General features: G+C 40.4%; 20 protein-coding genes and 1 pseudogene. 18 read left to right on the top strand and 3 right to left on the bottom strand.

Going from position 1 to position 23,340, the window contains the following annotated elements; genetic code table 11:
- Positions 1–93: 93 nt before the first annotated feature.
- The 14 genes from HMPREF9443_RS05830 to HMPREF9443_RS05895 all read left to right on the top strand — a co-directional run bounded on the left by HMPREF9443_RS05830 (position 94) and on the right by HMPREF9443_RS05895 (position 16,011).
- Complete coding sequence (locus tag HMPREF9443_RS05830; protein WP_009145612.1) at positions 94–768, top strand: 4Fe-4S dicluster domain-containing protein; 675 nt, start codon at positions 94–96, stop codon at positions 766–768.
- A 35-nt stretch (positions 769–803) separates the two neighbouring features.
- A complete protein-coding gene (locus HMPREF9443_RS05835; RefSeq protein ID WP_009145613.1) occupies positions 804–2,390 on the top strand; it encodes an FAD-dependent oxidoreductase in 1,587 nt (528 codons plus the stop codon).
- Positions 2,391–2,963: 573 nt separating this feature from the next.
- Complete coding sequence (locus tag HMPREF9443_RS05840; RefSeq protein WP_009145615.1) at positions 2,964–3,494, top strand: ribonuclease domain-containing protein; 531 nt, start codon at positions 2,964–2,966, stop codon at positions 3,492–3,494.
- A 10-nt stretch (positions 3,495–3,504) separates the two neighbouring features.
- Positions 3,505–3,774: a barstar family protein gene (locus HMPREF9443_RS05845; RefSeq protein WP_009145616.1), complete on the top strand. Its 270-nt coding sequence runs from the start codon at positions 3,505–3,507 to the stop codon at positions 3,772–3,774.
- 99 nt (positions 3,775–3,873) lie between these two features.
- Positions 3,874–5,766, top strand: a complete 1,893-nt coding sequence (locus HMPREF9443_RS05850) for an ABC-F family ATP-binding cassette domain-containing protein (protein ID WP_009145617.1) — start codon at positions 3,874–3,876, stop codon at positions 5,764–5,766.
- A gap of 145 nt (positions 5,767–5,911) precedes the next feature.
- Positions 5,912–7,270 (top strand): MATE family efflux transporter, encoded by a 1,359-nt coding sequence (locus HMPREF9443_RS05855; protein ID WP_009145618.1) that lies wholly within the window; start codon positions 5,912–5,914, stop codon positions 7,268–7,270.
- Between the two features lie 283 nt (positions 7,271–7,553).
- Entirely contained in the window at positions 7,554–8,762 is a 1,209-nt protein-coding gene (locus HMPREF9443_RS05860; protein ID WP_040565115.1) for an AAA family ATPase, read from the top strand.
- Positions 8,753–9,430, top strand: coding sequence for an RloB family protein (locus tag HMPREF9443_RS05865; RefSeq protein ID WP_009145621.1), 678 nt, complete (start codon positions 8,753–8,755; stop codon positions 9,428–9,430). The genes HMPREF9443_RS05860 and HMPREF9443_RS05865 overlap by 10 nt, the downstream gene beginning before the upstream one ends.
- A gap of 261 nt (positions 9,431–9,691) precedes the next feature.
- Positions 9,692–11,617, top strand: a complete 1,926-nt coding sequence (locus HMPREF9443_RS05870) for an LTA synthase family protein (RefSeq protein ID WP_009145622.1) — start codon at positions 9,692–9,694, stop codon at positions 11,615–11,617.
- 206 nt (positions 11,618–11,823) lie between these two features.
- Positions 11,824–12,582 carry a glycosyltransferase family 2 protein gene (locus HMPREF9443_RS05875; protein ID WP_009145623.1) on the top strand — a complete coding sequence of 253 codons (759 nt, stop codon included), beginning with the start codon at positions 11,824–11,826 and terminating at the stop codon, positions 12,580–12,582.
- The gene (locus tag HMPREF9443_RS05880) at positions 12,579–13,709 is read left to right on the top strand and encodes a glycosyltransferase (protein WP_009145624.1); all 1,131 of its coding nucleotides are present in this window, start codon (positions 12,579–12,581) and stop codon (positions 13,707–13,709) included. Before HMPREF9443_RS05875 ends, HMPREF9443_RS05880 begins: the two co-directional genes overlap by 4 nt.
- Before the next feature lie 21 nt (positions 13,710–13,730).
- Positions 13,731–14,528 carry a LicD family protein gene (locus HMPREF9443_RS05885; protein ID WP_009145625.1) on the top strand — a complete coding sequence of 266 codons (798 nt, stop codon included), beginning with the start codon at positions 13,731–13,733 and terminating at the stop codon, positions 14,526–14,528.
- A gap of 19 nt (positions 14,529–14,547) precedes the next feature.
- A complete protein-coding gene (locus tag HMPREF9443_RS05890; RefSeq protein ID WP_009145626.1) occupies positions 14,548–14,964 on the top strand; it encodes an adenylyltransferase/cytidyltransferase family protein in 417 nt (138 codons plus the stop codon).
- 3 nt (positions 14,965–14,967) lie between these two features.
- Positions 14,968–16,011, top strand: coding sequence for an asparagine synthase-related protein (locus HMPREF9443_RS05895; RefSeq protein ID WP_009145627.1), 1,044 nt, complete (start codon positions 14,968–14,970; stop codon positions 16,009–16,011).
- Positions 16,012–16,126: 115 nt separating this feature from the next.
- Here the strand turns inward: HMPREF9443_RS05895 and HMPREF9443_RS05900 are convergent, their stop codons facing one another.
- Positions 16,127–16,345 (bottom strand): hypothetical protein, encoded by a 219-nt coding sequence (locus HMPREF9443_RS05900; protein ID WP_040565117.1) that lies wholly within the window; start codon positions 16,343–16,345, stop codon positions 16,127–16,129.
- 272 nt (positions 16,346–16,617) lie between these two features.
- On the opposite strand from HMPREF9443_RS05900, the gene HMPREF9443_RS05905 reads away from it, so the two are divergent.
- The 4 genes and pseudogenes from HMPREF9443_RS05905 (at position 16,618) to rfbB (ending at position 22,567) form a co-directional block, all read left to right on the top strand.
- The gene (locus HMPREF9443_RS05905) at positions 16,618–17,628 is read left to right on the top strand and encodes a glycosyltransferase (RefSeq protein WP_009145629.1); all 1,011 of its coding nucleotides are present in this window, start codon (positions 16,618–16,620) and stop codon (positions 17,626–17,628) included.
- A 269-nt stretch (positions 17,629–17,897) separates the two neighbouring features.
- Positions 17,898–21,269, top strand: coding sequence for a hypothetical protein (locus tag HMPREF9443_RS05910; RefSeq protein ID WP_009145630.1), 3,372 nt, complete (start codon positions 17,898–17,900; stop codon positions 21,267–21,269).
- A 42-nt stretch (positions 21,270–21,311) separates the two neighbouring features.
- Positions 21,312–21,512, top strand: a pseudogene (locus HMPREF9443_RS11250) (hypothetical protein); the annotation flags it as partial.
- A 92-nt stretch (positions 21,513–21,604) separates the two neighbouring features.
- Complete coding sequence (gene rfbB, locus HMPREF9443_RS05920; protein ID WP_009145632.1) at positions 21,605–22,567, top strand: dTDP-glucose 4,6-dehydratase; 963 nt, start codon at positions 21,605–21,607, stop codon at positions 22,565–22,567.
- A gap of 182 nt (positions 22,568–22,749) precedes the next feature.
- Here the strand turns inward: rfbB and HMPREF9443_RS05925 are convergent, their stop codons facing one another.
- Together HMPREF9443_RS05925 and HMPREF9443_RS05930 are read right to left on the bottom strand one after the other, a co-directional pair.
- Positions 22,750–23,004: a DUF2442 domain-containing protein gene (locus HMPREF9443_RS05925; protein WP_009145633.1), complete on the bottom strand. Its 255-nt coding sequence runs from the start codon at positions 23,002–23,004 to the stop codon at positions 22,750–22,752.
- A 17-nt stretch (positions 23,005–23,021) separates the two neighbouring features.
- Positions 23,022–23,282: a DUF4160 domain-containing protein gene (locus tag HMPREF9443_RS05930; protein WP_009145634.1), complete on the bottom strand. Its 261-nt coding sequence runs from the start codon at positions 23,280–23,282 to the stop codon at positions 23,022–23,024.
- Positions 23,283–23,340 lie beyond the last annotated feature (58 nt).

A 23,340-nucleotide genomic window follows, 5' to 3' on the forward strand; every position in this document is an offset into this window, starting at 1 on the left:
GATGGCTCGTAATGAAGCTGTTTCGTTTATAGCGGATTTTAGCTTTGAGATTCTGAAATACGTTTTGGAGAAGAAAATATAAGGAGCAAAAATATGGAAGAAATGGTAACTGTTTACCTGCTGGGCAAAAAGTACAGTGTCCCGGCAACCCTGACCATTATGGATGCCATGGAATATGCAGGCTTTAAGCTGGTGCGCGGCTGTGGCTGCCGCAGCGGCTTTTGCGGAGCCTGTGCAGTAATTTATCGCCTGAAGGGCAGCACGGAGCTGAAGGTTGTGCTTTCCTGCCAGACGAAGGTTGAGGAAGGCATGTGCGTTGGCAAGATTGATTCCTTCCCGATTAACAAGCGCACCTTTAATATCGAAGAGATTAAGGCAAGCGATAATATTGTCGGTCAGCTGTATCCGGAAATCTTCAGCTGCATTGGCTGCAATGCCTGCACGAAGGGCTGTCCGCAGGGCCTGAATGTTATGCAGTATATTGCTTACGCTCAGCGCGGCGAATATGAGAAGGCAGCACATGCTTCCTTTGACTGCGTTGGCTGCAATATATGTGCATCCCGTTGCCCGGCGCAAATCAGCCACAGCGCTGTCGGCCTGCTGTGCCGTCGCCTGACAGGCAAATATATTGCGCCGAAGTGCGAGCATCTGGCTCAGCGTGTTGCCGAAATTGAAAACGGCGATTATGTAACGCTGTTGGAAAAGCTCAAAAATATGCCTTTGGACGAAATCAAAGACCTGTATAACAAGCGTGAGATTGAAAAATAAGGAGGTGCGGCAAGGTGAGTGCATTTACTGAAGATATGTTAAAATCTATGGCTAAGGTTGAAGCTACCCGTGCCCAACGTCTGCACGCTTCTATCGAACGCTTTACGGCAGAGGAGAAGGACGAGCTGCTGAAGGAGTTCCATCCGGACTACAGCTCCAAGGGCTTCAAGGTGCTGGAGGTTGGTCCTAACAAGGGCCAGAAGGTGCCGGTAGAATTGGCACAGCTGCTGGAGGGCAAAAGCCGCCTGCAGGATGTAGAGCTTGATTTGGAAAAAGTGGACTATGACGTTGATGTGCTGGTTATCGGTGGCGGCGGTGCCGGTGCTTCCGCTGCGTTGGAAGCACATAACGGCGGTGCTAACGTCCTCGTAGTAACGAAGCTGCGTATGGGCGATGCCAACACGATGATGGCCGAGGGCGGTATTCAGGCTGCGGATAAGGGCAACGATTCCCCGGCGCAGCATTATCTGGATGCCTTTGGCGGCGGTCACTACAAAAATATTCCCGAGCTGTTGGAAGAGCTGGTAACCAACGGACCTTTGGCGATTGACTGGCTGAGCAAGCTGGGCGTTATGTTCGACAAGGAGCAGGACGGCACTATGGTAACGACGCATGGCGGCGGCACGAGCCGTAAGCGTATGCATGCCTGCGCCGATTACACCGGTGCGGAGATCATGCGCGTGCTGCGTGACGAAGTGCAGAACCGCGGTATTCCGGTGCTGGAGTTTTCACCCGCAGTCGAGCTGCTGCTTGACGAGGAGGGCAAAACTGCCGGTGCGGTGCTGTGGGATTTTGATGCGCAGGAGTACAAGGTTGTACGTGCTAAATGCGTAATCATGGCAACCGGTGGTGCAGGACGCTTGCATTATCAGGGCTTCCCGACTTCTAACCATTATGGTGCGACTGCCGACGGCCTTGTTATGGCATACCGTGCCGGTGCGCCGCTGATTTATGCGGATGCTATTCAATATCATCCGACGGGTGTTGCTTATCCGGCGCAGATTTACGGTGCGCTGGTTACCGAAAAGGTGCGCTCGATTGGTGCGCAGCTGGTAAACAGCGAGGGCGAAATCTTTATGCATCCGCTGGAAACCCGTGATGTGGCGGCTGCGTCTATCATTCGCGAGTGTACTGCCCGCGGCAAGGGCGTGAAGGCGCTCGATGGCGTGGCGCTGTGGCTTGATACGCCGCTGATTGAAATGCTGCATGGTGAAGGCACTATTGCCAAACGCATTCCGGGTATGCTGCGTATGTATGCTAAGTTTGGTATTGATTTGCGTAAGGAACCGATTTTGATCTATCCGACGCTGCATTACCAAAATGGCGGTATTCTGATTGATAAGGATGCGGAAACAAAGCTGCCGGGACTGTTTGTTGCCGGTGAAGCTGTGGGCGGTATTCACGGCACCAATCGTCTGATGGGCAACAGCCTGCTGGATATCATCGTCTTTGGCCGCATTGCCGGTACTAAGGCTGCCGAAGCAGCGAAGTCTGTTAAGCTGGGCAAGCTGAGCCTGGAGCATGTACGTCGCTACGCTGAGGAAGAAAAGGCTGCCGGAGTGCATGGTGAGTTGTCGCCGAAGCTGCTGCCGGTTTATACTCATGGCAGAGATGTAAGGTAAAAACAAGATATAAATAAAAAACATACAACGGCAAACTTCACAGTTTGTTCGTTGTATGTTTTTGTTTTATATGCTAAAATATGTTTTAAGACAACCGTTTACGGGGTGGCATTGCTGAAATTCTCTAAGAGAATCGAGGTGATGTCTATGAGGAACGATGATTCCAAAGACCTGATGGCTTTTGGCATGTTCATTCTGGCATTGCTGACTTTTATCTTTCAGTACAGCAGATAGTCTAGACATAGAAAAACCGCCTCTGTAATTTGCGAGCTAGAGACGGTTTTTCAAACCTAATTTAAGCGGCAACCCACCTTTGCGGGTGCATCCAAGAAGCAAGTCCGTAGGACGCTGCTGATTGGTTTATGCACGCCATGCAATAGTGCCCCAAGAGGCGTAAGCCGATTGGAATGGCACGAAATGCTTGGGCGGTTGTCTTCTTTATCTATAATATAACATGAAGCAGAGTTTTTTTCAAGGAATTACTTGTGAACTTTTGGGGGGCGGCGTATCATGATATGGTGCGCCGATTTTTTGTATATGATATAATGAAAAGAAAACGAAAGGAGCATACTTATGCAAAAACTTTTAGCGTTCTTCCTGGCGATGCTGCTCAGCGTCAGCGTAATTGCCGGCTGCGGCAGTAACAGCCTCAAGAGCAACGATAAACAGACAACCCAGACAACAAATGTTAATACAACCAAGAGCAACAATGGCCAGAACACTGCGGCCAACGTCAAGGCCAACAGCGGCAAAATCAAAATCAGCGAAAGCGCTGCCTACACCGATAAGGAGCACGTTGCTGCCTACATCAACGAATATAAGCGATTGCCGCACAACTATATCACGAAAAACGAGGCCAAAAAGCTGGGCTGGCAGACAAAAGGCACCCTAGACAAGGTTGCACCCGGCAAATCCATCGGCGGCGACCGCTACGGCAATTACGAAGGCAAGCTGCCGAAGAAAAACGGCCGTAACTGGAAGGAATGTGACATTGATTATGTGAAGGGTAATCGTAACGCGAAGCGCATTGTCTTTTCCAACGATGGTCTGATTTACTATACCGGTGATCACTACAAGTCCTTCAGCAAGCTTTACGGAAAATAAGGAGATTATTATGAGAACAATCACATTAGACCTTGAGCGCATGACCTCTGTGCCTGCGCTGCATAAATATCTGCGCAGCGCGCTGGCATTGCCTGTGTACTACGGTGCCAATTTAGACGCGTTGTATGATTGCCTGACAGAAATTGCCGAGCCGACGCAGATTATTGTGCCTGCTGATATTACCGACAATGAAAAGCTGGGCTGGTATGGCGAGCAGCTGCTGCAGGTTTTGCAGGACGCAGCAGAGGAAAACGAAAATTTACAGGTTATAGTGAAATAGCAATACGAAGGGCGAGCCTTAGCGGTTCGTCCTTTTTACTTTTATCAGCAGGCGTGATATAATTTTAGAGTGTAAATTTTTCACAGGGAGATAAGTAAAATGATTTTAAGTGCAGAGGATTTGTCGTACAGCTATGGCGACAGATTGTTGTTTGAAAATATTACATTTAACGTAGAGGAAGGCGACAAGTACGGTATTATCGGTGTCAACGGCACCGGTAAAAGTACCTTGCTGCGCATGATTGCCCATCATGAGGCCGGTGACGGCAAGCTGACGATTCCCGGCGGCGTGGTGATGGAATATCTGCCGCAGGATCCGCCGTTTGAGGCAGACGCAACTGTTCTGGAGCAGGTTTTTAAAGGCGATTCGCCGCTGATGGTGCTGTTGCGTGATTACGAAAGTGCGGTGGAGCAGGCTGCAACGGAGCCTGATAACAAAAAGCTGCAAAAGCATTTGCTTGATTTGCAGCAGCAGATGGATGATAAATATGCCTGGCAGCTGGAAAGCGAAGCGAAGGCGGTGCTTACGCAGCTTGGCATTACTAATCTGCAGCAGCAGATGGGCGAGCTGAGCGGCGGCCAGCGCAAGCGTGTGGCCTTGGCCGGTGTGCTGGTGCGTCCGTCGGACCTGCTGATTTTGGACGAGCCTACCAACCATATGGATAACGCCACTGTTGCCTGGCTGGAGCAAAAGCTGTTGGCGCGCAAGGGTGCGCTGCTGATGGTAACCCATGACCGTTATTTCTTTGATCGTGTTGTTAATCGTACCTTGGAGATAGACGGCGGCAAGGGTTATGTTTACGTCGGTAACTACAGCCTCTTCCTGCAAAAGCGTGAGGAACGCCGTATTGCGGAGGCCTCTGCTGCGCAAAAGCTGCGCAACATTTACCGCCGCGAGCTGGCCTGGATCAGCCGTGGTGCGGAAGCACGCCGTACCAAAAAGAAGGACCGCGTGGAGCGCTTTGCTCAGATTGAAGCGGAAGTGAAGAATGTAAAGACGGAAGCAAATCTGGAGATGTCCTCCGTCAGCAGTCGTCTTGGCAAAACAATCATCGAGCTGGAAGACATCGGCATGGTGTGGGACGGTAAGGATTATATCAAGGATTTCAGCTATATCCTGCTGCGTAATGACCGCATCGGTATCGTCGGTCCTAATGGCGCAGGCAAATCAACGCTGATGGATATCATTGCCGGTAAGCTGCAGCCTACGAGCGGCGAAATGCGCGTAGGCCAGACTGTGAAGATTGGCTATTTTGCACAGCACAGCGAGTTTCCGGACAGCAATATGCGTGTGCTGGAATATATCAAGGAAGCAAATAATTACATTGAAACGGCCGACGGTCAGCGCATCAGTGCGGCACAGATGCTGGAACGCTTCCTCTTCCCGCCGGAGCTGCAATGGGTGCCGGTGTCCAAGCTCAGTGGCGGTGAAAAACGCCGTCTGTATCTGTTGCGTGTGCTGATGACGGCACCGAACGTGCTGCTTTTGGACGAACCGACAAATGATTTGGATATCCCGACACTTTCTGTTTTGGAGGATTATCTGGACAGCTTCGCCGGTGCGGTTATCGCCGTTTCCCATGACCGTTACTTCCTCGACCGCTTTGCGCAAAAGATTTTCGCATTGGAGCAGGATGGCAGCATTAAGCCGTATATCGGCGGCTACAGCGATTATGCAGAAGCTCTGCAGGAGGAAAGTGCGCAGCAGGCGCAGCCTATTAAGGCTAAGCCGGTGGCTGCAGCAAAGCCTGCCGAAGAGCCTGCGAAGAAGAAAATGACTTATGGCGAGCGCCTGGAGCTGGAGCGTCTTGACCAGGAGATTGCGCGCAGTGAGGCAGAGCTGAAAATGCTTGGTGCGGAAATCAACCAATGCGGCAGTGACTTCACCCGTCTGGCAGCTTTAACTAAGCAGCAGGAGGCTGTGCAGCAAAAGCTGGATGAGATGGTGGACCGTTGGGCTTATCTTTCCGAATTGGCAGAAGCAGAAGACTGAGCTTGACAAGCAGGCTGCTTATTGTTAAAATTAAATCTGAAAAATTGTTGTGGATTTTTTCTGATTCAATAGTCATCTTTTCGCCACACGACTGTGTTTGCAGCCGTGTGGCTTTTGTTATATTAGGGAAAATGGGAGTAATGATATGCTAAAAATTTTACACAAGGATTATAAGGACAAGGTTAAGCGTCTGCTGAGCGTTATGCTGCCGATTATCGGCACGCAGATTGCGATTATGGGCATGAACTTTTTTGATGCCAGTATGTCCGGGCAGGCAGGTGATGCGGATTTGGCCGGCGCTGCCATCGGCGGTAATATCTGGATGCCGGTGCAGACCTGCTTTGCAGGCATTTTGCTGGCGGCGATGCCTTTGATTGCCAACCTTTTGGGGGCAGGCGAAAAGGAAAAAATCTCTACGGTAGTACGACATGGCATGCTGTTGGCTGTAGCCTTTTCTGTGCTGATAATTGTCGGTGGCGTTATCTTTCTGCCGCCGTTTTTGCAGGGCATGGGCCTGGCACCGGAGGTTTATCACATTGCGCTGTGGTATATGGCCGGTCTTGGCATAGGCGTGCTGCCGTTCTTCCTTATCACACCGCTGCGCAGCCTTGTAGATACTTTGGGTTATACCAAGCTGTCGATGAAGATTTATCTTTTGGCGCTGCCTGTCAACGCCTTCCTGAACTATGTGCTGATTTTCGGCAAGCTGGGCTTGCCGCGCCTGGGCGGCATTGGCGCCGGCGTAGCAACGGGCATCACCTTTTGGCTGCTTTTGGTGATGTTCGCGGTGGTGGTGACGAAGCTGTCACCATTCAAGCAGTATGATGTGCTGGGCTTTGTGCGCCCAGTAAAGCAGCTGGTGGCAGAATATCTGCGCATCGGTGTGCCTATGGGCGTGGCCATTTTTATGGAAACGAGCATCTTCGGCGTTGTGGCGCTGTTTATTGCCAAATTCGGCACAGAGGTTATTGCTGCGCATCAGGCGGCACTTAACTTCTCCTCGCTTATTTATATGTTTCCTATGAGCTTCTCGCTGGCGCTGACGATCGTGGTGGGCGTTGAATATGGTGCGAAAAACTATCAGGGGGCGCGCGATTACACGGCATTGGGACTGGAGATGAGCCTTTTTATTGCTATGGTTTACATGGCGCTGGAGCTGGTGACGCGTGAGTATATTGCGCTCATTTATACAACGAATCCGCACGTCATTGAGCTGGTGAAGGTGTTTATTATCTACGCTATTATGTGGCAGGGAGGCGACGCAGTCGCGGCGCCGATACAGGGAATTTTGCGTGGCTACAAGGACGTTAATGCTACATTTTGGTGCAGCATGCTGGCTTATTGGGCAATTTGCCTGCCGGTGGGTCTGCTTTTGGATTACAAGTTCAATAATGGTGCCTTTGCTTATTGGCAGAGCCTGGATATCGGCGTAATCTGCAGTGCTGTTGTTTTGTCGTTGCGTCTTGTTTTGCTGCAGCGCAGGATAAAGAAAGATGAAGAATAGATAGGGAGCGGCTTAAGCTGCTCCTTATTTTGCACTTTAAATGTAGTTGTATAGTAGAATAATGTACGCGTATGATATTCGTTAGGGAAAATGATAGAATATTAAACAATGCCAATAGTTTAGAGTTTGGGTGAAAAACGCCTAAAGGCACTTCCAGTAGCAGCTAAAAAAACAAATTTTATGTTTTATATGCCGTTTTCAGTAAAATATTTTCTAAAATGGGCTTATAAAATTGATTTTTGGCGTTTTTAATGTTACAATGAGCATGAAAGGAGTTGATTTCATGCTCTGTCAATTTTCATTTAAAAATTTCAAATCATATAAAGATGAAACAGTTTTTGATATGCAGGCAGCTAATCTGCCTAAGTTTGCCGAAAATATTATTTACTGCAAGCCAGCGAGTAATCTTTTACCTGTAGCAGCTATCTATGGACCTAACGGCGGCGGTAAAACAAATATGCTGCAGGCTTTAACCTGCCTTATCTCCACCGTGGTAAAACCTATCTACGATATGGAAAAAACTCGTACTAAGCTTATAGTACAGCAAAAAGTATCTTGCACGCCCTTCCTGTTTGATGAAAAAACCTCTAATGAGCCTACAGAATTCCTGCTTTACTTCCGTACTAATGGCTATGAGTACCGCTATTACCTTTCTATGCTTCATGATGAAATCATTGCCGAAGCACTGGACAGAAAAAAAATAGGCGGCAAACGCACCGCCCATATTTTTGACCGAGAAGGTAAGGTTATTATTTTAGGCTCTAGCATAAACAAGGCATCCATAAATAGAGATGTAAATCCAAAGATGCCCTACTTATCGTTCTTGGCAATCAACTATGATATCCCTGCTATCAACGACGCTCAAAAATGGTTTGAAAGCTGCATTATCCGCAGCTATGCTAATCCTGAAGCTGAATTACAGATAATGCTGTCTGATAACAAAACCATACGCCGGCAAATTATAAGTGCTTTAAATGATATGGGTATTGATATCAACGGCTATCGCTACGACAACGATAGCAAACAACTCATCATGCAAAGAACACTGCATGGAAAAACCTACGAGTTATCCTATAAAGATGAATCCGATGGTACTAAAAAGCTCATTGCAGCATTGCCGATACTACTGATTGCTTTAGCAGAAGGCCGGTTAGCAGTTATTGACGAATTAGATGCCAAGCTTCATCCGAAGCTGCTGCGTTACATCATAGCTCTGTTTAAAAATCCTAAGCTAAATACGCATGGAGCGCAACTAATTTTCACCTCTCACGATATAGCAACTATGAAAAACACTGTTTACCGCCGTGACGAGATTTGGTTTGCTGCTGAAGGAGATAACCACAGCAGCGAGCTGTACTCGCTCTATGAAATCCGCAAAGAAAACAACGAGCGTATCAACAATACTGCAGCTTATGACAAGCAGTATCTTGAAGGACGTTACGGTGCAGACCCATACTTGCAGAATATGCTGAAGGATGGTGAATGGCAATGAGCTTAAAACCTCCGAAAAAAGGCGACTTGAAGAAATCCTGGCTTAAACCCAGACGTGACACTCCCAAAAAGATTCAGCCTGAGTATCATCTTATAACTACCGAAGGTATAAGCACAGAGCCGGCTTACTTCCAAGGTGTCAAAAACACTATCAACAGCAAATATCGTGGCAGAGTGCAGCTAGATATTATCGGTGTAGGTGATAATACTCTCAACCTTTTACAGAAAGTTAAGCAAAAAGTTGCCAAAAGCTCCAATATCTATAAGCATGTATGGATTGTCTATGATACTGACGATTTTCCTGCGCAAAACATTGATAAGGTTGTCGACCTTTGCCATACTTATAGTAACGAAGAAACTACTTATCACGCGCTTTGGTCAAACCAATGCATTGAACTATGGTTCCTGCTGCATTTCTCGTTTATTCATTCCGATTTACATCGTCAGGAATATTGGGCAAAGCTCAGTTCGTGCCTGGCTAAATTAAACACAAGTGAATATAAGAAAAACAGGTCTGATATGTACCAGCTTTTGGAACCTTATATGGAGCAGGTTATTAGCAATGCCAAGAAACTTGCCAATATCAATAAAGGCAAGAAGGCTTCTCAATTCACGCCCGGAACAGAAGTATATCGCCTAATAGAAAAGCTGCTTCCGTCTCTGAAATAATATAAGTTTGTACAGTATTATCCCCTTGGCATTGATTTGTCAGGGGGATTTTTAGTACGATTGGCATTGGAGAGAGGTAAGCAGAGAGATTTAGTAGTGATTGAATTTATTCCTTAATGAAAATATCTGTTTTGACGAATGAACCAATTTGCTTATTCTAATTAAAAAATAGAATTCTTCTGAATCATAAGCAGATGCTAAGCGAAAAGTATGGTATAATTAGTTAGATTTGCATAAAATATGGGGAGATGAAAGCTTTATATGAATTCTTACGCAAGATTTTTTGAAAACCTGCAGCAGGATCTCAAGGCATTTATTTATTGGTGCTTGGTTTTTACGGTATTTCGTATAGCCTTTATTACTATTTACAACGGACAGCTTAACGGTGAATATGGCGATGTTCCGATGGCTTTATTGTTAGGACTGCGCTTAAGCTTAAAGACAGCAGGCATGATAGCTCTGATTAGCTTTGTGTTTGCAACTTTGCCGAAGCTTATTGTGAAAAATTGGCCAGCAGACAAGCTACGTTTTTGCTGGCATGCTGTGGCCTTAGTTTTCTTTGCTGTTTGCTTTATGACGCGCATACCGTATTACAAGATTTTTAATGCAGCCTTTAATATGATGCTTATAAATGGTGCGCATGATGATATTTATGCGATATTTGTGACTGCGGTTAAAGAGTACCAGTTATTGTGGCGTTTTCCTTTAGCTATGGTTTTGGGCATTGCTTTGGCTTATGGATTGCGTATATGGTTACACAAGCTGCCTGCTAAATCCTTCGTTGAAGTACAGCATAAAAAACTGGTAATTGCATTGACATTGCCTGTGCTCGCAGTTTTATGTGTATTTGTGCGTTATGGCGGTGCTTTTAACTATGCTCATTCCATCAATTGGGAAAGTGCTGCACGCTTAAAATCCAATCTTTTGAACGAAGCAATTTTGGATGATGGACAAGCCTTATACCGTGTACGTGATATGAAGCGTAAAATTGATAAGGTGACAAATATCAACATTACTGTAGCACAGCTGCGTGAAAAAATTGCTGCAAGTGGTGGCAATAAAGCTGCAGACAGCATTGACAAGGCCTTTATACATACTGTTAAACAGCCTAAGCTGGCTAAGCAACCACGCAACATTGTGCTTATAGTTGGTGAAAGCTTTGGTAATTGGCCATTTTTACCTAAGTACAAGGATTTGGGATTGGTTGATAATATGCTGTCTTTGCAAAATTCTGCTGATGCTGCTCACGTTGCTACTATGCTGCCACATGGCAGCGGAACAATTTCTGCTGTTAATGGTTTGGTAAGCGGTATTCCTGATATGGGGTTATATGAAAACTATCAGGCAAATAGCTTTAATGGCAAGTATGCTACCGGTATTGGCTATATTATGAAGCAGCTTGGTTACAAGACTGTTTTTTGGTATGGTGGCTTTTCTGGATGGCAAAATATCGGCAAATTTACTAAAGCGCAAAGCTTTGATGAATTTCATTGTGCAGATGAGTTCAGTGATGATAGCGGTAATGCCTGGGGCTGTTCGGATGCTGCTTTATTTAAGCAAATCGAAGCTTATATGAGCAAGGAAAAAGAGCAGGAAAAGGTTTTCCATGTGGTGCTTACAACAACTAATCATCCGCCTTACAGCATTGATGTGGATGGTATGGGCTTCCCAAGAGCAAAGGTTAAGAGCAAGCTGCCTGCAGATATTGCCAGTGATGAAAAAACACTTACAGAGCTTGGTCATATCTGGTATGCGGATAAAACGATGGGTGATTTTGTAAAGCAGGCGCAAAGCATGTACAGTGATACGCTTTTTGTTATTACCGGTGATCATTCGGAGCGCTTCAGCTTTGTAAAGGAGCAGGATACACGCACTTTGTCGTCTATACCGTGTATTTTTTATGGTGCCGGTGTGCAGCAAGCTTGGTTTAATGATAAATCTGTTGGTGACCACATGCAGTTGGCAGGAACTTTGGCAGAAATTGTTGGACCTGCTGGTTTTACTTATGCTGCATTGCAATCAAATATGTTTGAAAATCAAGACGTGGTGTTTAATCATAGGCTTTACGCTGCAGATGGCAAAATTTATACGCATAGTTCTGATACTGATAAAAAAATCACTGAATACATCAACAGTATGCGCGGAGTAGGTGCGTGGCGTGTGCTGAAGGGTGATGCGGTGAAGTAAAAGAAAGGCCATAGCTGCAATTCATTGCTGGCTATGGCCGTTTTTGCTGGAAATTTCAAGATTTAATCACAATGTTATGCAGTGATAGCTTACATATGGTATAATTATTGCTGAGCATAGGTTATTTAAATGATAATAATACATGTGTCTGTTTAGAATACAATGAGAGGTTTAAAGAATATACACTTGAAAGGTGCCGGGTACAGATGAATAATAATCTTACGGTAGTAGTTTTAACTAAAAATGAAGAAAAAAATATAGTCGCTGTTGTGCAGAATGCCAAGAAAGTTGCAGCAGAGGTGCTGATTGTCGATTCCGGCAGTACGGATAAAACAGTTCAATTAGCAGAAGAAAATGGTGCGAAGGTTGTTTATCGTGCTTGGGACAATGACTTTGCGGCGCAGCGCAATTTTGCCTTGCAGCATGTAGAAACTGAATGGGTGCTGTATCTGGATGCAGATGAAAGAATGAATGATGAACTTTTAGCTTCCGTAAAGAATGCTGTTGGGAATGATAAAACATGCCAGTATTCAATAAAACGCAAATCTGTAGCTTTTGGGCAGGAATTTAATTATGGTGTTTTAAAGCCTGATTTTGTACCGCGCTTGTTTAAGACTAAAAATGTGCATTGGGTTAATAAAGTACATGAAAAGCCGATGTGCAAGGATGAATTAAAGGTGTTGGGCGGTTATATTGAGCATTATACGTATACCGGATGGCAGCAGTATTTTAATAAGTTTAACCAATATACGACTATTTGGGCGCAGAATGCTTACGAAAACGGGAAGAAAGTAGGCTATTTCACCGCATATGGTCATGCTTTTTTTTCATTTATTCAGATGTTGTTACTAAAAAAAGGTATTCTTGATGGTAGATTAGGAATAACCTTATCTGTATATCATTTTATGTATACCTTGACTAAATATATTAAGCTTATAGATTTGCAAAGAGGTAAAGAAAAATGAAAATAGCGATTTTAGAAAGTATTATTATGCCGGCAGGTCATGAAGTTGAGTTTGACCGTATCTTGGTTGATGAGCTGAATAACCAAGGGCATGAACCGGTGATGCTGGTGCCGGAAAACTTTCCGTTTAAAATAAAATACAATGCTAAGGTTGATTACCTTGAAGGTGGAGAGGTTGTAACTTATGCAGGTTCTAATAAGTTTCAAAAGCTGTGGTTATCTGTAAAGCGTGAAAGTAGACGCAGGAAGTGGTTTAATTCTGCTTATAAAAAAAGCATTGAAAATAATTATGATGCTATCATTATTCCTACAGCAACATATAGATATCTGCGAGCAATTTTAGATACAGATTTAAAAAACAGCAAGATACCGGTATATATTATTTTCCATGGTATTAACCCTCAGGAAAAGGCTAATTTTGTAAAACAGGCAAAGCGTTGTGAGCGTTATCCTGATATTCATTTGAAAGTTATTACTTTGCGCAATGATTTTGCAAATGATGGCTTGAAAAATGTAGACCTTATTGCTCCACCTGTATTTAAACCGCAGGATTTGCCTGTAGATAAAAATTTGACTTATATGGAGCCATTGACATTGGGATTTTTTGGTCAGTATCGTCGTGAAAAGAATGTACGATTCTTTTTAGATGCATTTAAGCAGGCTAAGTTTACTGTTCCTGTAAAACTTATTATGCAGGGAGCAACAGCGCGTACGGAAGACAGTGAAGAGTTTGAGAAGATTATCAGTGAATACAGGGATGTTCAGGGGATAGAGTTTTGGCATAAAAATTTGATCGGTGAAGAGTGGCAGAAGGCATTGCTTGGGGTTGATGTTATAATAGCGCCTTATGCTGCAGAACGTTATCGTTATCATTGGAGTGCTATGCTGTTTACTGCTATTGGCTTTTACAAGCCGATTTTGCAGTCACCGGAAATGAATCCGGAGGTTTTGGCAGCTTACAATGTTGGCGAGGCTGTCGCATTGGATAGCGTTGCTGCATTTACTGAGCAGCTGGAAGCATTTGTTAACAGTTATCCGGAGAAGCATGGGCAGTATAAGCAAGGGTTGGTTGAAGCTAATGAGGCTTATAGCCATGAGAATTTGATTAAGAATATAGTAGAAATATAAAGAAAATATGGGGGAGCAATTATGTTTAATGAGGATAAAACTATTGCGGCAGCGCAAAAAGTTATGCTTGAGATATTGTTAGAAGTACACAGAATTTGTGTAGAAAATAATATTACGTATTGGCTTGAAGGAGGAACTCTTTTAGGTGCACTTCGTCATAAGGGATTTATTCCTTGGGATGATGATATTGATATTTCTATGCCTAGAAAAGACTATGAAAGATTTTTGAAAGTGGCAGAAAAAGAACTTGATGCAAAATATTTTTTGCAAACAAGAGATATTGAGCCTGCATTTCCTTTGAATATTGCCAAAATTAGAAAGCATAATACATTGTTAATTGAAACTGGTGAAAATGGAGATGAAAACTACCATCATGGTATTTTTATAGATATTATACCTAATGACTTTTACGATTCAATCTTTTTCGTAAAATGGATGAGATGGGGTGTATTGGCAAGAGAAAAGAAAAAGGATTATTTGCGTGGAAGCATAAAAAGAATAATGGTTACGCTTTATGTAAATATTATTCTTTGCTTACCATTGGAGTTTACAAAATGTGTAAGGTTGTATTTTAGTAAACATAAGGATTGGTTTTCGAATAGAGATGCAAAATATTTGACACATCCGTTGGATTTTGGATGTTTACATTTTACTAAAACAAAGGATATTCTCCCTGTTGAAAAAAGAAGTTTTGAAGGATTTGAATTTTATGTACCCAATAATCCTGAAGAATATTTAAGTAGCTACTATGATGAAAATTGGATGGTTTTGCCACCTGAAGAAAAAAGGATATGCCATCATCAAAAGATAAAATTTTAGTATTGGAGGTATAGTAATAATGAAAATTGGTTATGCAGCTGGAGTTTTTGATTTGTTTCATATTGGACATTTAAATTTATTAAAAAATGCTAAAGGGTTATGTGATAAATTAATTGTTGGTGTTACTGTGGATGAGTTAGTAGCATATAAAGGAAAAAAAGCAATGATTCCATTTGAAGATAGACTGGAAATTGTAAGATCTATAAAGTATGTTGATGCAGTAGTTCCGCAGTACGATATGGATAAACTCACAATGTGTAAAAAATTAGGAGCATCTGTTTTGTTTGTTGGCGATGATTGCTATGGTACTGAAAAATGGAAAAACTATGAGAAAGAATTTGAAAAAGAAGGCATAAAGATTATTTATTTTCCATATACTAAAGGAATTTCCTCAACTCAAATTTCAAAGGCATTGCTTGCAGTACGAGGTGAATAGAATATGACTGTTGACAAGATTTATTGTATGAGTTCTTGGCTTATGCATAGAAATATTATAGATAAAAATAAACAATTTGCAGACAACATAATTCCCCAATTTACTAAAAGGAAAATAGATGGTGTGCCGATTAACAATAGCCATGAGTTAGGATTATGTTTAGAAAAACAAGTTGAAACTGCATGTAGGTATGGGAAAGCGGTATTGGCTTTAAGCGGAGGTATTGATTCTGCGGTATTGGCTAAATATATGCCAGCGGGATCTAGTGCTTATACCTTTAAATGTGTAGTGCCGAATAAACAAGTTGTAGATGAAACAATACAAGCAGCTAAATATGCATCTGAATGTGGATTGAATCATAAAATTGTAAATGTAAGTTGGGAGGATATGATTAAATATGCTCCTATACTAATGAAACGCAAAGGTATGCCTATTCATTCTATAGAAGTGCAAATATATAAGGCTGCTCTTAAAGCTAAAGAAGAAGGTTTTAGCAAAATGATATTTGGTGAAACAGCAGATATTCATTATGGTGGCTTGGATAAGCTTTTATCAAGAAATTGGACTTATGATGAATATTTAAAACGATTTTCCTATTTATTGCCAAGCAAAGTGTTAAAAGAATATGTATTGGAGGAGTTGCCATACAAAGATTCTTTAATGACCAATGGATTAATAGATGTCCATAAACATTTGTTGAAATGGGATATTTTGGAAAGTATTGCTAGTTACGAGAATGCTTGTGAGTTGGCAGGAATCGAGTTTGTTGCACCATATAGTAATACGTACTTAAATAAGCCGTTAGATTATGAGCGTATAAAAAAAGGTGATAGTAAATATTTTGTTCGTGAATTATTTAGTAATTTATATAGAGGATGGGATATACCAAACAAAATACCGATGCCAAGACCAATGGATGAGTGGTTAAAAGGTTGGAAAGGACCTGTGAGAAAAGAATTTTTACCAAATTGTGTAAGTAGTTTAAAACCGGATGAAAAATGGTTAGTGTATGCTTTGGAAATGTTTTTAAATATGATTGAACGATAATATTCAAAGATGAATATACAACAAGCAACTATGGTATAAGTATTGATTTTATCATTATTCGTTTTACGTAAATAAGAAGTCTGGTGGATTGATAACATACACGTTGCAGCTCGGTTCAACAAGGTATCTTAAAAACATGTTGCCGTAGTGTGTCCATTGACTCAAGACCGGAGATGATACTGTCTTTTTCAAAGTGAGAAAGCTTGGAAAGCAGCATATATAAGCCATCAGAGTAATTAGTAAAGCTGAACGGCTCAATAATTACTCCTTTATTATAAGAGATGGCAGAAGTAAAATGATTAAGTTCAGCAATATCAATACCAACAAAAATCATGAGAATCAACCTTCCGGAAAAAAGTCTAATATTGTGATATTTACCAATGATTATCATCGTAGACTTGATTTAAATAAGCATTCGGAAGAAAAACTTCGATGCATCTAGCTATAAACTATTCAGATAAAGGTAGCGGCAATACATTCCTGGCGCGTAGTCAAAGTTACAAAACATCAGTGATTGTTTACAGTATCTGGATGTATTGAACCACAATATTAAAAGAACGGAGAGTATGAATTTTTGCTTTTATAAATATCATACAAGAAGTGTTTATGAACGAATACAATGAAAAATATAAATTGATTTCTGTTATTGTACCTATTTATAAAGTCGAAGCATATTTAAGACGAGGTATAGATAGCATTCTTGCACAAGATTATCCTAATATAGAAGTAATTTTGGTTGACGATGGGTCCCCTGATAATTGTGGAAAAATTTGTGATGAATATGCAAAGAAAGATAAGCGTATACGAGTAATACATAAACCAAATGGAGGTCTTAGCTATGCTAGGAATGCTGGACTAGATGTTGCTAAAGGCGAGTATATTAGTTTTATAGATAGCGATGATAGTATTTTGCCATATATGTATTCCACTATGATAAAAGTAATTGAGAATAATAATCTGGATATTGTTACTTGTGGAGTACAGAGAATTAAGCCTGGAGAAAAAATAAAAGAAACATATGGAGATGGAAGCGTTTGTATTGTTGATGGCAGAGAAGCTTTAATAAATTGTTTAGCGAATGATGGGGCTGCTGTTTGGTGTAAAGTGTATACAAAAAAAGCAATAGGAGATGTTCGCTTTCCGGTAGGACGCATTTTTGAGGATTCTGCTACCATGTATTTATTCATAGCTAACGCAGAAAAGGTGGGATATTTAAACAAAGTTTTTTATAATTATTATTATAATGGTAACTCTATTACCCAAACCTCTTTTGCTCCTAAAGCTAGATGGGATTACGTTTTGGCGCGTAAAGAGGCATTTGAGTATAGTGTAGCGAAAAATATTCCTTGCATCAAAGAATGTAAAAGTTTATATGTAAAGGCCTTATTATCTTGTATGACTGCTGTTTATGCTTGTGGGACAGACAGTGAAAAAAGGATGTATAAGGAGAAAATCATTCCGGAATTGATAAAATACAAATCTGACAAAGATAGTTACTGTAAATTGAATTCTAAATATAAGATTTGGCTTAAATTTAGTGGAGATTTTAATATTATCCATATAATTTCTGCAAAGATATCTTTATTTAGCAAAAAATGCAAGAAACTATTTAGATGATAAATGAATATGCCAGCAGGTTCAGCTATTATAGCGGTATGCGATGTAGAACAATATATAGCATAGTGTCTTGAATTTATTATTAATCAGATTTATAATAAATTCCACATTAATCCATTGCTTGTGGTTGGATTGATCTAGTTCAATTTTTGTGCTCGATTAAGAGACGGTATATTAATAGATTCATCCATTACTGTCAACTCATAAATTTGGACAAATGCTGAAAAGATTTGCAGTGAAGAAAAATAGCATCTAAAGGGGATTTTATCATGGAAAATAATGAAATAAATCTATTTGAATTAGATGAATTACCACGATATGTTGAAATAGCTTATAAAAAATTAAAGAACAGTATTTTCTTTGATAAATCCAATGTTATTACACGAAATGATCTCGTTGAATTTGAATATGGTGATCAGTGGGAGAATAAGCTCAAAGATTTAGCGGCATCACTTACTGATTCCGCCCAATGGGAAAGTAAAGAAAAAGAGATTTTAGAAGCTATAAATATTTTTACTCTTCCTAAAGCAATAAATAATACTACAGATAAAGAGAAAAGTAAGGTCATTTTCAATAAGAATCATAATAAAAAAATCAACATTAAAGATTTTCAATATATGATTGACATGCCTATAGAAGGGCATATTTTGGGCGTTCTGTGGATTTTACTTATTGGTCGCTATCTTGATGAAGATGACAAGATGTATAAGCATTCTTATGGCAATAGATTGCGCAGGAGTATGTTTAAGAAGGGTAAAAAACCTACATATTATCCAGGAATGTTTGAGCCTTATTTTTCTCAATATACGGCTTGGCGTGATAATGGTATAGATATTGCCAGAGAACACCTTGATAAAGGTGATGACATAATTATTCTTACTATGGATTTGCAGCGCTATTACTATTCTGTAAATTATCAACAGGACGAGTTTGATAATATGCTCCAAGTTTTAAAAGGAGAAAATGATGATGAGGAATCCGAAGAAACTGATGTATTAACCCGTATTCATAATTTTGTGTTTAACGTGATACGGAGTTATTCCTGTAAATTACGTAGTGAATGTAATGATGAAGGTTTATGGATTACAGATAATAGTATTCAGCAAAACAGTGAGGAGCATGCTAACAATGTTCTTCCGATAGGCTTTTTACCATCTTGCATTCTAGCAAACTATCGCCTCAATGTTTTAGATCAACAAATTAATAGTCGTTGGAATCCTTTGTACTATGGTCGTTATGTAGACGATATTATTATTGTTGATAAGGTAGAAAAGAATAGTGAGCTGTATAAGCTGATTTATAATCATAATACAGAGGCTTCCGATATTATAGAATTATATTTGACAAACTGTAATGCAAAAAAATGTGAAGCTTGTTTTAATCAATCTGAAAGAGCTTTATTTTGTCATAGTAATATTAAACAAAATGAGGATAAAGATGATAAAAATATTGAAGATCAAGATTATTATTATCTCAATCCTGAATTTTTAAAGGTGCCTCTTGCTAGTCAGAGTAATCAAAATGCTGAAACTGGCACAATGAAGGTTAATGGAGATGTGTATATAAAGGTTCAGAATAAAAAAGTTCGCTTATTTGTTTTTGATTCTGGCTCATCTGATATGCTGCTACGATATTTCCAAAATGAAATCTTAAAAAATTCCAGTGAGTTTAGATTTTTAGCGCCAGCAGATACGATATATAGCGTTGATTCTTATTGCAAATTATTCGATGTAAAGTATTCGGACAGTATTAATAAAATAAGCTCTGTAAAGGATATAGCGATAAACAAATTTGAGCTATCAAAATTCTTAGGTAAGCAGATGTCTATTAGTATGCTTACGGACAGTAAGGATAATCCTAATTTTTGTGAACTTCTGAAGTTAATGGTTGATGATGTTTTAATAGAAAATTACATGCTTTGGGAAAGAATTTTAGAAGTATTAATATTGAGGCATGATAAGAAAAATTTACTTCGTTTTACTCAGAATATAGTAGATAGTTTACGCAAATTAACTTATAAAGGTGATGCTTCATCTGATAAAACTAAAATTTGTAGTAGGGATTTAGTGAGGGTATTCTATTCCGGTCTATGCAGAGTTATGGCACTTACATGGGGGCCTAGAGCGGATAGTGCAATAAAAGATGTCTGCAAGATTTTCAACGAAGCACGGCTTGCAGATGAAGTAACTATTTTGGATGAAAAAACTATATTCCGTTTTAGAAAACAGTATTGTTATTCACGTATGCTGAATAAATTTCTTGTTCCACTGTGCATTGAAAGTATCATAAATAAACTGCAAGAAAAAATAAAGGTAATGGAAGATGATTTAGAAAAAGAAAATCCCAAAGATAAACAGGAGAATATTTTTCTTTTTGATCTCAAAAATTCTCTAAGCTTAATTAGTGAAATTGATTTATCAACTAATAAGTACTATTATTCTCCTACAGTTATAAAACCAGAAGAATTAAAGTTTTCAATGTATACAGCTCAGATGTTCAGTAAAAAGAATAAACTGGAAGTAGATGAGAAAATTAACAAGCTTTACGCATTATTAAATTATAACTATAAGTTTAATAATGGAAATACAGGTGGCGATGATTATGACGGAGATAGGTTAGACAACGTTGTTACTATTGTTCCTTCAAATCGACCAGATACAGATAAAGATATATATACATATTATCCTGATGATGCAATAGACAAAACTTTTGTTGCTATCAAAGGTGAAGCTAAGAAAAAGTTGCGTGTTGCTATAGCTAATACCAAGATATATGAGAAATATTTTGAAGATGTATTGAAAGATGTTTATGATCGTTCATTAGATAGGTATGAAAAGCTTGAAGAGATCCTAAGGCTGGCGGTTAAGGAAAAAGTAGATATGATAGTCTTCCCGGAATGCTATTTACCTTATGAGTGGCTAGCAAGGTTATACAGGTTTAGCGCTACGAATAAGATAGCTATCATTTCCGGAATTGAGATTATAGCATTGAATCATTCCGATGAAAATAGCTTTCAAAAGGATATTTTAAATTTAACGGCAGTTATATTACCGTATAAGATTAATAATTATAGCTTTGCGTATATGGCATTTCATGAAAAGATTCATTTCTCGCCAGAGGAACAAAGGATGGTAGTAAACTATAGCCATTTTCCGCGTGAAGGAAAAACCTTGCAAATGTTTTATTGGCATGATGTTTTCTTTTCTGTATACTGTTGTTTTGAAATAGCTTCAATTTCTTTACGTAGTGCCTTTAAAAATTATTTAGACTTATTTGTTGCAGTAGAATGTAATAAGGATATTAATTATTTCTCTAATGTTATGGAGTCATTGTGCAGGGATATGCATTGCTATTGTTTACAGGTCAATACGTCTGATTATGGTGATAGCAGATTAATTAAACCGGCATCATCTGTTAAAATGAATATGATGCGCATAAAAGGTGGTTGCAATGAAGCTATTTTAGTAGAAGATGTAGACATAGATGGGTTGAGAAACTTCCAACGTAAACAATATGAATTGCAAAGGGATGAAAAAGATAAATTTAAAACAACACCTCCAGGCTTTGATGTAAGTATCGTGGATGCGAAACTTCATAAGCGATTGGTGAAGCGAATTCAAGAGGAGTTAAGAATGGACTAGAGAAGAAGCAAGATAACTAAAAAATGAACATAGAGCTTATTTTTGCTCAGAAGATTCATCAGTGAAGGCGAGAGAATTGACAGTTACATCTGCGAAAATATGATGTTTATAGCCGATTGGTGTAATGTATGTCTAAGGAAGATTCTGGGATATAAAACTCCAGAGGAACTGTTTGACTTTGAGTTGGATAAAATCTATGCATTTTACTTTTCAAAAAGTTTGCAACCTGTTATTGTAATTTAGGCCTTAACAATATCTTTCTGTTTGGGGGCGTTCTTATTAATATTATCGTAACCGGCGGTGCCGGATTTATCGGAAGCAACTTCATATTTCACATGCTGGCAAAGCATCCTGCGTACCGCATTATTTGTCTTGACAAGCTGACTTATGCAGGTAATCTTTCTACATTAAAGCCTGTGATGGACAAGCCGAACTTTAGCTTTGTGCAGACAGATATCTGCGACAGAGAAGCAGTAGACAAGCTTTTTGAGGAAGAACATCCCGATATCGTGGTGAACTTTGCTGCAGAATCACATGTTGACCGTAGCATTGAAAATCCCGGTATTTTCTTGCAGACTAACATCATGGGGGCTGCAACCTTGATGGATGCTTGCCGTAAATACGGTATCAGGCGTTACCATCAGATATCTACAGATGAGGTGTATGGAGATTTAACACTTTCTGCAGAGGCAAAGCCGTTTACCGAAAAAGCCTTACTTCGGCCGAGCTCTCCCTATAGCAGCTCCAAGGCAAGCGCAGATTTGCTCGTCATGGCCTATCACAGGACCTATGGCTTGCCGGTTTCGATTTCGCGCTGCAGTAATAACTACGGGACCTATCAGTTTCCCGAAAAGCTGATACCATTGATGATTGTGAACGCTTTATCAGATAAACCTTTACCTGTATATGGCGAAGGCTTGAATGTACGCGATTGGCTGTATGTCGAGGATCACTGCAAGGCTATTGATTTGATTATTCATAAGGGAAGAGTAGGCGAGGTATATAATATCGGCGGTAATAATGAGATGCGCAATATTGATATCGTAAAGCTGATTTGCAAGGAGCTTGGCAAACCGGAGAGCCTGATTACGCATGTAACTGACCGCAAAGGTCATGATATGCGTTACGCAATTGATCCGACTAAGATTCATAATGAGCTTGGCTGGCTTCCCAAAACGAAGTTTGCCGATGGCATTAAAAAGACCATTAAATGGTATCTTGAGAACCAAAAGTGGTGGCAGGATATTATTAATGGCGAGTATCAGCATTATTATAAGAAGATGTATGGAAACAGATAAGAAAAACGAGGTCAGCGTTGCTGACCTCGTTTGCACTATATAGACATAAGATTTTTAATGTATTCAGCCTTACCTTCAGCTCTGCCGTCGTTAATGCCAGCTTCATAAATTTGCTTGCAGAAATTATCCATAGTTGTAAGTCCATCCCTGCTAATCTTACATTAGCAAAATTAAGTAGCAGCTTAAATAACCTGCAAAGGAAGGCTGCACTCGTATAAATATTCCGGTGCAATATCAATTTCATCGCTCCAGGCTACGGAGCCACAATCAGCTTTAGCTGTCAGGAAAAAACTGAGATTGTTCAATGGCTTGTAGATTGCTTTTGCAAGAAGTGGGCGAGCATCAAAAAGCTTTTTTTCGCCGCTGGCAAAGGTTAAAATCAGCGTATAATCCTTTTGCGGTTGTACGTTGGTAACTACCCATACTGGCGTTTTCATAATCGTGGTCACTCCTTTTAACGCAATGGTTCGATTTTGTATAAGGGTTCTTCGTTAATAGCCAGTTCCCAATTGGCTATTAGCTCATCTTTGTGAATTTCTGTCCAGGCTGCTATAAATTTAATCTGTCTTTTTGGCATATCTCCTTCAATTAGCTCACCATCAAAATTGAAGGTAGCATAATATCCTTGATATGATGCATGGAAATGAGGCGGATTGTGTTCACTGTTGTTGTACATCTTAATAATAATACCATAAAACATTGAAATGGCCGGCATACTGTTTTCTCTCCTTTAATTATAATATTTGCTCCTACAAAATACAACATAAGCTGCC

Source organism: Phascolarctobacterium succinatutens YIT 12067 (genome assembly GCF_000188175.1).
GTDB lineage: Bacteria > Bacillota > Negativicutes > Acidaminococcales > Acidaminococcaceae > Phascolarctobacterium_A > Phascolarctobacterium_A succinatutens.